5 protein-coding genes and 1 pseudogene are annotated in these 12,275 nt (G+C 72.6%); 1 reads left to right on the plus strand and 5 read right to left on the minus strand.

Features of this window, described 5'->3' with window-relative positions; all coding sequences use genetic code 11:
- Positions 1-8: 8 nt before the first annotated feature.
- A complete protein-coding gene (locus tag I8J32_RS04295; protein WP_284691298.1) occupies positions 9-1,529 on the plus strand; it encodes an FAD-dependent oxidoreductase in 1,521 nt (506 codons plus the stop codon).
- Between the two features lie 130 nt (positions 1,530-1,659).
- Here the strand turns inward: I8J32_RS04295 and folE are convergent, their stop codons facing one another.
- The 5 genes and pseudogenes from folE to recC all read right to left on the minus strand — a co-directional run bounded on the left by folE (position 1,660) and on the right by recC (position 12,188).
- Positions 1,660-2,250: a GTP cyclohydrolase I FolE gene (gene folE, locus I8J32_RS04300; RefSeq protein WP_200614885.1), complete on the minus strand. Its 591-nt coding sequence runs from the start codon at positions 2,248-2,250 to the stop codon at positions 1,660-1,662.
- A 266-nt stretch (positions 2,251-2,516) separates the two neighbouring features.
- Entirely contained in the window at positions 2,517-2,978 is a 462-nt protein-coding gene (locus tag I8J32_RS17850; RefSeq protein WP_200614884.1) for a hypothetical protein, read from the minus strand.
- 199 nt (positions 2,979-3,177) lie between these two features.
- A pseudogene (recD, locus tag I8J32_RS04310) lies at positions 3,178-5,065 on the minus strand (exodeoxyribonuclease V subunit alpha); the annotation flags it as partial.
- Complete coding sequence (locus I8J32_RS04315; protein ID WP_207526779.1) at positions 5,062-8,739, minus strand: UvrD-helicase domain-containing protein; 3,678 nt, start codon at positions 8,737-8,739, stop codon at positions 5,062-5,064. The gene I8J32_RS04315 and the pseudogene recD, both read right to left, overlap by 4 nt.
- Complete coding sequence (recC, locus tag I8J32_RS04320) at positions 8,736-12,188, minus strand: exodeoxyribonuclease V subunit gamma (protein ID WP_207526780.1); 3,453 nt, start codon at positions 12,186-12,188, stop codon at positions 8,736-8,738. The genes I8J32_RS04315 and recC overlap by 4 nt, the downstream gene beginning before the upstream one ends.
- Positions 12,189-12,275: the final 87 nt, after the last annotated feature.

Raw genomic sequence — 12,275 nt, forward strand, 5'->3', positions numbered from 1 at the left:
AGGTCCTGATGAGCAAGATGGAAACGAAGAAGTCCTCCACCAAGCCGGCCTTCCTGTTCCGCGAGCAGCCACGCCAGATGCCGGCGCGCATCCCGCTCGCGCTGCGCCGCGATGGCGACTGGGGCGAGCTGTACGGCCAGTTCGACCACGCCCAGGCGCGCCACCAGGCCGGCCGCTGCCTCGACTGCGGCAACCCCTATTGCGCGTGGAAGTGTCCGCTGCACAACTACATCCCGCAGTGGCTGGAGATGGCCCGCGAAGGCCGCCTGGAGGAGGCGGCCACGCTGTGCCACGAAACCAATCCGCTGCCGGAGATCTGTGGGCGCGTATGTCCGCAGGACCGCCTGTGCGAAGGCAGCTGCACGCTCAACGACGGCTTCGGCGCGGTGACCATCGGCGCGGTGGAGAAGTACATCGTCGACGCCGCGCTTGCGCAGGGATGGCGTCCGGACCTGTCGGCGGTGGTGGCCACCGGGCGCCGCGTGGCGGTGATCGGCGCCGGGCCGGCGGGCCTGTCGTGCGCGGACCGGCTGGTACGCGCGGGCGTGGCGGCCACCGTGTTCGACCGCTACGAGGCGATCGGCGGGCTGCTGCACTTCGGCATTCCCAGCTTCAAGCTCGACAAGACGGTGCTGCGCACGCGCCACAAAATCCTGGAGCAGATGGGCGTGGAGTTCCGCCTGGGCATCGAGGTCGGTCGCGACGTTTCAATGGACGCGTTGCTGGACGAATTCGACGCCGTCTTCCTGGGCCTGGGCAGCTACCGCTACACCGACGGCGGCCTGCCCGGGCAGGACCTGGGCAACGTGCTGCCGGCCCTGCCGTTCCTGGTCCACAACGGGCGCATCGTGCATGGCGGCGATGCCGACCCGGCGGGCCGGCCGATTGCAGGCTGGGAAGACCATGTCGCGCTGCCGGACCTGCGCGGCCAGCGGGTGGTCGTGCTGGGCGGCGGCGACACCGGGATGGACTGCGTGCGCAGCGCGGTGCGGCTGGGTGCGGCGCGGGTGAGCTGCGTGTACCGGCGCGATGAGGCGAACATGCCGGGCTCGGCGCGTGAAGTGGCCAACGCGCGCGAGGAAGGCGTGGAGTTCCTGTTCAACCGGCAGCCGCTGGCGCTGGTCGGCGAGGAGCGCGTGCGCGGCGTGCGCGTGGCCGACACCGTGCTCGGCGAACCCGATGCACGCGGGCGGCGCAATGCGCAGGTGGTGGCGGGCAGCGAATCGGTGCTGGCCGCCGACGTGGTCATCATCGCGTTCGGTTTCCAGCCCGATCCGCCGCGGTGGCTGGACGGACTGGGGATCGGACTGCAGGGCGACGGCCGGATCGAAGTCGGCGCGCCGCGCAGCGGCTGTGCGTCGCGGGTCCGGGCGCCGGAGCCCGCCCACCCGGTGCGCCTGCCCTACCAGACCGCCCACCCGAGAATATTCGCCGGCGGCGACGCGGTGCGCGGCGCCGACCTGGTGGTCACCGCGGCCTTCGAAGGGCGCGAGGCGGCGGCGAGCATCGTCGAGCTGCTGCGGGGTTGAGGGCGTTCGCGCGGGGTGACGGCGGCCTTCCACCGCCACCTTCGGCGGGTGGCATGCCGCGCCGGTCGACGCCCGGTCACGCGACGGCCTGACCCGGCGGCACGCGATCAGGCCGCGTGCCGACGCCGGCTCAGCGGCCCGGGCCGACGTCGATGAACTGCAGGAACTCCGCGCGCGTGCGGGCGTCCTCGCGGAAGCTGCCCAGCATCTTGGAGGTGATCATGCTCACGCCGCGCTTGTGCACGCCGCGCGTGGTCATGCATTCGTGCGCGCCTTCCACGACCACGCCCACGCCGCGCGGCTGCAGCACGTCCTGGATGACCTGTGCGATCTGGGCGGTGAGCTTCTCCTGCACCTGCAGCCGGCGGGCATAGGTTTCCACCACGCGCGCCAGCTTGCTGATGCCCACCACCTTGCCGTCGGGCAGGTAGCCCACGTGCGCCTTGCCGATGATCGGCGCCATGTGGTGCTCGCAGTGGCTCTCGAACTCGATGTCCCGCAGCACGATCATCTCGTCGTATCCCTCGACTTCCTCGAAGGTGCGCTTGAGGTAGTCGGACGGGTCGGCGCCATAGCCGCTGAACCAGTCGCCGTAGGCGGTGACCACGCGCTTGGGCGTGTCGAGCAGGCCTTCGCGGGTGGGGTCGTCGCCGGCCCAGGCCAGCAGGGTACGCACCGCGGCTTCGGCCTGGTCGCGGGACGGCTTGGGGGGGACGGCCATGCAGGCACTTTCCTGTGCGGGGGATGGGAATCCTACTCCAGGCCGCACGGACGGTCGAAACACGACTGTCTAAAGGTGGAGGCCGGCATCCGGGACCGGAGCGTGCACGGCTGCCTCACGTGGGGTCGAAGCACGGGCCACCGGGCACGGACCACCAGAACAGGAAACGCTCCGGAGCCGCGAGGGCTCCGGAGCGTCGGTGACATCGGTGCGGCGCGGCGGGCACGCAGTGACTGCGCGCCTGTGCCGCGCCGGCGCTGTCGGACTTACTGACCGTCGCGGTCGGCGTCGCCCGGCATCGCGCGCTCGATGTAGTGCCAGCCATCACGCACGGCCTGGCGGGCATCGCCCCATGCCAGGCGCGAATTGGCGCGCGTGGATTCCCAGTTGCGCTCCAGGTCCGCTTCGACATCGTCGAACTTCTTGCCGCGGTACTGGCCATAGGTGTCGTAGCCGTACTTGTAGGCCGGCTCGTAGTCGCGCCATTCGCTGCCGCTGATGTAGTACGGCGCAGCGGTGTATTCCTTGCGGAAATGATCGCTGTAACCGGTCGGGTTCACGGCTTCGGCGATCGAATCACCAGCCTTGGCACCGACGATGCCGCCGACCACCGCACCGATCGCGCTACCAGCGGGACCGCCGGCGGCACCGATCGCTGCGCCGGAAATCGCACCGGCCACGGCGCCCGAACCTGCACCGATGTTGTGGTCCTTTTTGACGTCGCTCATCTTTGCCTCTCCTGTATGGGGGGAAGCCGGCATCTCAGTGACGCCGGTCCGGACAACCTACGCGCAGGACGGTTGAGTCCGGGTGAGGCCGCTGCGTAAAACGCGCTCGCGATGAACAGCGGTTGCGCTGTATTCACCGCCGTGATGCGTGCGTGCACAAACGCCGCCGTCACGCGGCGCGCGGGTGAACGATTCAGCGCAGCCGCTGCGCCAGGCCCGATACCCGCTGCGCGTGTCGGCCCAGCGCGATGCGCAGCACCGTATCGCCGCCGGCGACATGCAGGGACTCGCGCGCGCGCGTCAGCGCGGTGTAGATGAGCTCGCGCGAGAGCGTGCGTGCGTCCTGCCGCGGCAGCTGCAGCCAGACGGTGCCGTATTCGGAGCCCTGCGCCTTGTGCACGGTCATCGCGAACGCGCTGTCGTGCGCGGGCAGGGCCGCGGGATGGAACGCGCGCGGGGCCTGCCCGCCCCCCGGTGAACCACGCCACCATCGCGCCATCGGCGTCGCGCAGGCATACGCCGATGTCGCCGTTGAACAGGCCATGCCGGTAGCTGTTCTCGGTGACCAGCAGCAGCCGGCCGGGGAAATAGCGCTCGCGCTGGGTGCCGGCCAGCGCTTCCTCGATGCGCGCGTTGAGGAGCACGGCGCCCTGTGCGCCTTCCCGCAGCGCGGTGAGCACGCGGGCACGATCCCCCTGCGCGAGCGCCGCGGCGGGATCAGCGTGGCCGGCGAGCCCGCGCCAGTGGTCGAGCAGCGCGGCGCGGGTCTGCGTGGCCAGCGGGTCCAGCACGTCGGCGTGGAACCGCACGCCGCCCAGCGTCCCGCCATGCAGCAGCGACAGCGCGCGATCGGCCTCCCCGGCGCGGACCGCGTCGGCCAGCGGCGCCAGTTCCAGCGCCGCCGACTGCCGGTAGCCGCGCGTCAGGTGCACGCGGGCCGGTTGCGCGGCGCGAGCGTCGTCCGGCTCCCCGGGCGCGTCGGCGGGCGATGGCGTTACGGGCCGCGGGCCGGTGTCGAACAGGTCGCGCTGGATGTCGTCGCGGCGCGCGGGCGCGTGCGGGGTGTGATCACCCGCGGTGGGCACCGGCGGCAGTGCGGGGGCGGGCGCTACCGCCGCGGCGGCGATCGCCGCCAGCACGTCGCCGGCCTCCACCGAGGGCAGCTGGTCAGGATCGCCGAGCAGGATCAGCCGGGCGCCGTCGCGCACCGCATCCACCAGCTTGCACATCATCGGCAGGTCGACCATCGACGCCTCGTCGACGACGATCACGTCGTACGCCAGCGGCTGGTCGCGGTCGTGCCGGAAGCGCGGCGAATCCGGGATGGCGCCGAGCAGGCGATGCAGCGTGCGCGCCTGCCCGGGCAGCGCCGCGCACAGGGCTGGTTCGATGCCTTCGGCGTGCATGCGCTCGCTGGCCAGGCGCAGGCTCTGCGCCATGCGGTCGGCGGCGCGGCCGGTGGGCGCGGCCAGCGCGATGCGGGGCAGCGGCTGCTGCCGGTCGATGGCCGCGGCGGCGAGCAGCGCCAGGACCCGCGCGATGGTGGTGGTCTTGCCGGTGCCCGGGCCGCCGGTCACCAGCAGCAGCGAGCGGGCCAGCGCCGCACGCGCCGCGCGGGACTGGCCGCCATCGGCGTCGGCATCGGCGTGGGGGAACAGCCGGGCGAACAGCGCCTCCAGCGCGGGCGACAGCGCAACGTCCGACGGCCCGGCGTCGGCGGCCGCCAGGCGATGCAATCCCGCCGCCAGGCTGCGTTCGTACTCCCGATAGCGGCGCAGGTAGAGCAGGCCGTGTTCGAGCACGAGCGGCCGGTCGGCGGGCGTGACTTCGTCGGCTTCCGGACACGCGACCCACGCCGAGACAGCCAGGGCGTCGGCCCAGTCCGGCGGCGGTTCGGCGCCTTCCAGCAGCAACTGCGGACGCTGCAGATCCAATGCGGCGTGGCCGCGCGCGACCGCCAGCGAGGCCAGTTCGGCGCCGCGCAGCACGCGCGGGTCGGTGGCCGGGTCGAGCCGGCGCAGCAGTTCGCCCAGCGCGCGATCGACGGCGCGGCCGCTGTCCGGCGGCGGCGTGGACGGGCGGTTCATGGCGCCGCTCCCTGGGCGAGCAGGGCGTCCACGCCGGTCACCAGCGCCGCGTCGAACGCCGGGGCGATGATGCCGCGGGCGGTGTCGCGCTGCAGGCCGCGGCAGAACAGGTAGCGCACGCCGCCGAAATCGCGCGCGTAGTCGTAGTCCGCGCCGCGCCGCACGCCCAGCCAGCGGTGCAGCGCGACCACGTAGAGCAGCGCCTGCAGGTCGTACTCGCTGGCGCGCATCGCGGTGGCCAGCGTGCCGGCGTCGTAATCGGGCAGCAGGTTGGACTTGTAGTCGAGCACGTGCACGCGCCCGCCGCTGAGATAGGTGAGGTCGATCTTGCCGTTCATCAGCCCGGACAGGCGCGGCCAGACCCCGAAGTCGCGACGATCCAGGGCGATGCCATGGCGATGCAGCAGCTGGAGCAGCGCGGCGCCGTCGGCGGCAAGGGTGAAGTGGAATTCGATTTCGGCCACGCGCGCCGACGCTGGCAGGTCGCACAGGCGCCCGCCTTCGGGCAATGGCGCATTGAGCGTGGCGGCGACCAGGCGGGTGAGTTCACGCACGCCGTCCTCGACGCTGTCGGCGGCGTAGTCCTGGCTTTCCAGCGCCTGCACGAGCACGTCGTGCTGCGAGAGCGGCGGCAGGTCATCGTCATGGCCGGCCCAGCGCGCGAACTCGGCATGCTCCAGGGCGTGGTGGACCGCGTTGCCGAAGCGCTCGCCGCGAAAGCGCGGGTCGACCGCCTCGAAGACGGCCGGTGGCGTCGCGGCGAGCGGGCGTTCGTCGGTCGCCGGCGTTTCTTCGTGCAGCGCGTTCACCCCATGCGGCTTCTGCCGGTGCAGCTGGCTGAAGCTGTGGATCCACCAGTCGCGCCGCAGCTTGCGCGCGGCCATGCGCGCCGGCGGTGTGGCCGCCTGTGGTTGGGGCGGCAGTCGAGCGGCGTCCGCGGCAGGCGGCAGGCGCGGCTGTTCGACGCGCAGCCGGTCGCCCAGTGCCTGTTGCAGGTCAGCCGACGGCCGCATCCCGCCCATCAGCCGATCGAGCGCGGATGCGTGGTGATGCGACACCGCGCCGCCCCACACCCACAGCGCCTCGCGCGCACGGGTGAGGCCGACATACAGCAGGCGCATGTCCTCGTCCTGCTCTTCGGCAACGTGGAGCGCCACGGCGCTGCCCGGAAGATCCGCCTGTCCCCATGCGGGTTCGTCGGCGTAACGGTGGTCCGTCGGCACCTGTCGTACGCGCTGGCCACGCCATTGGTACAGCGCCACATCCGGGGCCTTGGGCTTCCGCCCCAGCGCGACGAACGGGAGGAACACGAGCGCGAACTCCAGGCCCTTGCTCGCATGCAGGGTGAGAATCTGCACGCGGCCGGCATCGGATTCCAACCGTGGGGTCTGTTCGAAGTCATCCTTGTCGGCATTGGCGATCGCCGCGCGCAGCCAGTCGATCTGGCCCTGCGGGCCAAGGCCACGCGGTTGCGTGGCGGTGGCGCGGGCCTCCTGCAGCAGTTCCCCCAGCTGCAGCCAGCAGGTGAGCTGGCGCTCGCCGTCGACCAGCGCCAGCAGGCGCGTGGCCTGCCTCGCCAGCACGTCGGACAGCATGGCCTGTGGGCCGTGCTGCTCCCAGCGCAGGTGCCAGGCGGCGAAGTCCAGCTGCATCGCCTGCAAGGCGTCGCCGTCGTCGGCCAGCGCGTGCAGCTGCGCGGCATCGAAGCCGAACAACCGCGTTGCCAGCGTGGCGCGCAGGCGACGTTCGTCAAAGGGCGAAGCCAGGGCCAGCAGCAGGGTCAGCAGTTCGTGCGCCTGCGGGGTTTCGAACAGGCTCTGCCGGCCGGCGGCGACCGCGGGCACGCCCAGTTGGGCCAGCGCCTGGCGCACGGCGACCGCCTCGGCGTGCGCGCGCACGAGCACGGCGCAGTCGCGGGCTTCGACACGGCGCATCACCGCGCCATCGCGACGCAGGACGCGATCGTCCTGCGCCTGCGCCAGCAGGTCACGGATCGCCTGGGCGCAGCCACGCGCGAGCTGCTCGATGGCTTCGTCCTTGTTCCAGTCCTTGCCGCTGTCCGACGGCGGCAGTTCGTTGAACACCAGCGCCGGCGCAGGGGCGCCGTCGATCAGCAGCGCGTCGTCGGCAATCCTGCCGCCGGGTGCGGTGGCCGCGAAGTCGATGCCCTCGCCCAGCGGTTGCGGCGCGTTCGCCCCCGATGCCGCCTCGTACGCGTGCGTGAACAGCGCGTTGACCGTTTCGATCACCCGCGGACGCGAGCGGAAGTTCTCCGCGAGCGGCGGCACCCTCGCCGCGATCGCGCCCGCGTGCTGGTAGGTATGCACGTCGCCGCCGCGGAAGCGGTAGATCGCCTGCTTGGGATCGCCCACCAGCAGCAGGCCGTTGCCATCCTCGCCGCGGCCGGCCTGCCGCGCGTGGTCGCCGAACAGGCGGTCGAAGATCGCCCATTGCCGCGCGTCGGTATCCTGGAACTCATCGATCAGCGCCAGCGGGAACTGCCTGCGCACCGCCGCGCACAGACCCGGGCCATGGCCGGGATCGGTGACCGCCGCGAGCATCACGTCGATCAGGTCGTCGAAGTCCCGCTGCTGGAAGGCCTGCTTGCGTGCCCGGGCGCGTTCGCGGACCTGCGCGCGCAGCTCATGGAGGCAGCGCAGGCCCTGCCCTTCCAGCCACGGAGACATCGCGTCGCGTGCGGCGATCAGCGCGGCGATGGCGTCGCAGAGCGGCACGTCGGGAGGCTGCTGGCCCTTGTTGCAGCCATCGGCGAGCGCAGCGCGGGTAAAGCGGTCAAGCCGGTCGTGCCATTGCGTGGGCGGGGTGTCGTTGGCGACCACCGTGCGCAGCCACGCCCACAGCGATGCGACATGCTCAGGCTTGTATTTCACGCCGCTGAGCACCTTGCCCTGCAGCGCGGCAACGATGCGGTCATGCGCCGCCTCGCCGTGCTGCGCGAAACTCTGGCGAAAGGCCTGCCACGCGGCGTCCAGGGCCGGGCGCGGATCGATGCCGGCGTGCGTGGGCGGCAATGGCAGCAGGGGTTCCGGCGCGAGCAGCACCGGCATCGCATCGGCCAGGCCGGAGGGTCCGCCGTAACGCGCACGCAACCAGGCGCTGGCGTCGGCACGGTCGGCGGCGCCGGACGAATTCCACTCGCGCCAGAGCTCCAGCGCGACAGCTTCGTGCATCTCGCGCGCGCTGGTCACCACCTCGGCGGGACGCAGCACCTGACCGGTATCGAGCGCGTGCTCGGACAGTACGCGCTGGCAGAAGCCATGAATGGTGGCGATCGCGGCCTGGTCGATCTCGCGCGCGGCGCGATCGAGGCGGCGGCGCAGCGCGGGCAGGGTCTCGCGGCCGTCGGCCAGCGCGTCGGACAGCAGGCGGCGCAACAGCGCGGTGCCGGCATCGTCCTGCTGCTGGGCGGGATCGCCGTCGCCCCAGCGCGCCGCCAGGTCCGCCGCGCGCAGCAGGCGGTCGCGCACGCGTTCGTGCAGCTCCTGCGTGGCGCGGATGGTGAAAGTGACAGCGAGGATGTCGGGCACCGCCCGCCGTTCGACGATGACCGCGCGGGCGAACAGCCCCGCCAGCGTGTAGGTCTTGCCGGTGCCGGCGCTGGCTTCGATCAGGCCCAGGTTGTCCAGCGGCGTGTCGAGGACCGCCTCGCTCATGCGCCCTCCTCCGGCGCGAACGGCGTGGCCTGCTCCACCGCGGCGAATACGGCGCGGGCGATCCTGTTGAAGCGGGCCAGATCGGCCGCGTCGCCATCGATGAAGGGATCCCGGCCACGCAACGCCATCGAGGTGGCAATGCTGCGCTCGGGACGGGCGCGCTCACGCGGATTGAAGCTCTTGCCGCACCAGAGGCTCTCGGCGGCCACCAGGCCGCTCTTGCCATTCCTTTCCGCGGCGTAGAACGCATAGCCGCTCTTGGGCAGGAACGGGAGCGGCTCCGACAGGGCGCGTTCGTGCAGCCCCACCAGCGATTCCAGCGCGGCGCGCGCGGCCTCCGGTTCGACCAGCACGCGTGGCCGCAATGAAGGCGGCGCATCTTCCTTGTCCTTGTGCAGCTCGAACACCGGCAGGCGAAGCAGCGACGCTGCGAGCCAGTCCAGGCCATGCCGCAACGCGTGTCCGCCGTGGCGCCCCTTTGCGCGCAGCACCACGCGGAGCAGGCGCGGCGACGCGCCCGGATGCACGTCCGCCAGGTTTCCGCGCAGCCGTTGGGACGCGAGCGGCTCGTCCAGGGGCGCGCGCCGCGCGCCGGCGCCGAAGCCGCCTGCCAGTGCGGCCGCGGCGAAAGGCGCCAGTTCGTCGAGCAGGTCGGCCACGATGGCCGCGCCGTCGCGGCCCGGTGCGAGTTGCGCGCGCGCCAGAAGTGCCTGTTGCAGTCGCCGCGGATCGGGGCGACGCCCGTCGCGCAGCCACGCCGCGAACGTGGCTTCGCGCAGCTGGTACTGGTGCAGCGCATCGGGGCGGCCGAGCGGCTCGTGGTCCTGCGGGGCTTCCTCGTCTTCCGGCAGGCGCAGGCCAAGCCCGTCGCGCAGGTACGCGACGTGGGGTTTGTTCAGCACGCTGCGCAGGCGATCGAGCAGCACCACCGGTTCGTCGCGGTCGGGCAGCGGCAGCCACAGGGTCGGCGGCGCGAACACCGCTTCGGCCTGGATCGCGATCGGTGCATCGGCGGCGGGACGCCAACGCGCGTCGAAACTGAAGCGACGGCGATCGCCGCCACCGGCTTCGCCCGCTTCCGGGTCTTCGCCGACATGCGCGGCGCCGAAGGCGGCCGGCGAGAACGGCTGCAGGGCGTGGCGCACCAGCAACGCCTCGCGCACCTGCGCGCGGGCCTTCTCGTCGGGGGCGCAGTGTGCGTCCACGGCGGCGTCGAGCAGTTCGGCCACCACCGCCGACGGTTCACGGCGTGAGTTGTCGCGCGGATCCATGCCGCACCAGCTGGTGTAGAACACGCGGCCGGCGGACGTGAACAACTGCAGGAACAGGTAGCGGTCGGCATCGCGGCGCGACGGGTCGCCCACGCGCCGCTGCCGCGTGCCCAGCTCGCGCTCCAGCAGGTTGACGCTGTCCCGGGTGTCCCGGGCGGGGAAGGCGGCTTCGTCCATGCCGATCACGCAGATCACCTCGAACGGGATCAGCCGCATCGGCACCATGCGCCCGAAGCAGACGCCGCCGGAGAGGAACGGCGCGCGCGCATCACTGGCGCCCAGCTCGCGGGTGAAGTGGTCGAGCACGACCGCGTGCTCCACCGGCGCCTCGAAGCGCGCCAGGGCGGCGCCGCGCGCGAAACCGGCGATGGCCTGGCGCAGCGCCTTCAGCGCGATCGCATCGTCTTCGTTGTCGCGCGCGAACAGGCCCTCGAGCAGGCTGGCCAGCTCGCGTCCCCACGCAGCGGGCGCCTTCGCCTCGGCCAGCCGTTCGGCGGTCCGGCGCAGGGTGTCGAGCAGGCGCAGCAGGCCGTCCAGCGCGGCGGTCGCCTGGCCTTCCAGTTCCGGCCACGGGGCGACGCCGGCGATGTCGGCGTCGGCGCCGCTGGCGTGGCCCAGCAGCAGGCGGTCCAGCGCGAACTCGAAGGTGTACGCGCGCTCGGAGCCGGCGCCATGCCGCACGCGATCGTCGGCATCCAGCGCCCAGCGCGCGCCGGCGGCGGTCAGCCAGACCTGCAGCCGGCTGCGTTCGTTGTCGTCGATGTCGAAGCGCGCGGCGATCGCGGGCACGGCCAGCAGGTCGAGCACGTCGGCGACGTCCAGCGCGCGCAGCGGTAGCTGCAGCAGCCGCAGGAACGCGGCGGCGATCGGCGCGCTCGCCAGCGGGCTGGTGTCGGCGATGGTGAATGGAATCTCGCGGTCGCTGCCGAGCGCGCCACCGAACACCGCCTCCACGTGCGGCGCGTAGGCGTCGATGTCGGGCGCCAGTACCGCGATGTCGCGCGGCTCCAGCCGCCGGCCACCCTCGGGCGCCGGCGCTTCCAGCAGCGCGCGCAGCTGGTCGTGCAGCACCTGCACCTCGCGCAGCCGGGTATGGCAGGCGTGGAACTGGAGGCTGGCGTCGCCGCGGTCGACCTCGCGCCGCGGCCACGGTGCATCGGCGACGCCGCGGCCGCCGCGCGTGTCGCGGTTGTCCAGCACGTCGCGCTGCAGGTGTCCCAGCAGGGTGGTGTCGGCCGGCGTCACGTGCGGGGCCAGCTCGAAGGCGGTCGGCACCGTCTCGCCGGAGACCAGGCCGGCGACGAAGTCGCGACCGGCCTGGCCCCAGGCCGCCAGCAGGCGGCTGGGCGCCTGCGTGGCCTCGCCGCCGGGGACATCGGCGCCCAGGACGTCACCTCCCAGGACGGTACCTCCCAGGAACTCGTCGTCGTCGGCCGGCGTGTAGTCGGGCCAGCGCTGCAGGTCGCCCCAGAAGGCGCGTGCCGGCGTGTGCAGGTAGAAGTGCTGGATGCCCGCGTGCGCCTGGCGCGCGATCACCTGCAGCACGTCCGGGGACATGTTCTGGCAGGCGAACACGAACAGCCGCGGGGGCAATCCCACCGGTTCGTCGACGCGTCGCAGGAAGCGGTCGATGCGGCGCGCGCGATGCTCGCGGCCGCGGGCGACGGCGCGCCAGAGCGGGGCCTGCCACTGCGCCGCACCCGCCGCGTTGGCGTCGCCGCGCTCCCAGTCCAGCAGCCAGTCGCGGCGCCAGGCCTGGTATTTCTCGAAGGTCTCGGCCAGCGCCTGGGCCAGGCTCCAGGCCCGCAACGGGTCACCCCCATGGCCGAGAAACCCCTCCAGCGCCGCCGGCGGACCGGCGCGCAGCTGCGCGAGCAGGTGCCAGCGCAGGGCCTCGGGCGCCAGGCGGTCGGCTTCCGGCGCCGGCCCCAGGTTGGCATCCAGTGCCAGGTCGACGAACTCGCCGGGGGTCAGGAAGCGCAGGTTCGCGCAGATGCCGCTGTGTTCGGCCAGCGCCTGCTGCAGCCAGCGGCGCATCGAGAACTGCGGCACCAGCACCACGTCCGGGCGCAGCCAGTCGCCGTCCTGGGGCAGTCGCGCCACCTCCTGCGCCAGCAGGCCCGCCAGAACTTCCAGGGCATTGGAGTGGTAGAGGCGGAAGTCGGGCGTGGCGGGCATTGGCGGCCATCTTGCCGCAGTGTCGTCGCAACCGACGAGACGGACGCATGCCCGGGGGGTCGCTCATGGCGCGGGCATCGCCCGGCC

This window comes from Lysobacter solisilvae, assembly GCF_016613535.2.
Classification (GTDB): domain Bacteria; phylum Pseudomonadota; class Gammaproteobacteria; order Xanthomonadales; family Xanthomonadaceae; genus Agrilutibacter; species Agrilutibacter solisilvae.

What these genes read in the sequence shown, in the direction of transcription:
- I8J32_RS04295 (WP_284691298.1), top strand. Translation starts at nt 9, where the DNA reads ATGAGCAAGATGGAAACGAAGAAGTCCTCCACCAAGCCGGCCTTCCTG.
- folE (WP_200614885.1), bottom strand. Translation starts at nt 2,250, where the DNA reads ATGGCCGTCCCCCCCAAGCCGTCCCGCGACCAGGCCGAAGCCGCGGTG.
- I8J32_RS17850 (WP_200614884.1), bottom strand. Translation starts at nt 2,978, where the DNA reads ATGAGCGACGTCAAAAAGGACCACAACATCGGTGCAGGTTCGGGCGCC.
- I8J32_RS04315 (WP_207526779.1), bottom strand. Translation starts at nt 8,739, where the DNA reads ATGAGCGAGGCGGTCCTCGACACGCCGCTGGACAACCTGGGCCTGATC.
- recC (WP_207526780.1), bottom strand. Translation starts at nt 12,188, where the DNA reads ATGCCCGCCACGCCCGACTTCCGCCTCTACCACTCCAATGCCCTGGAA.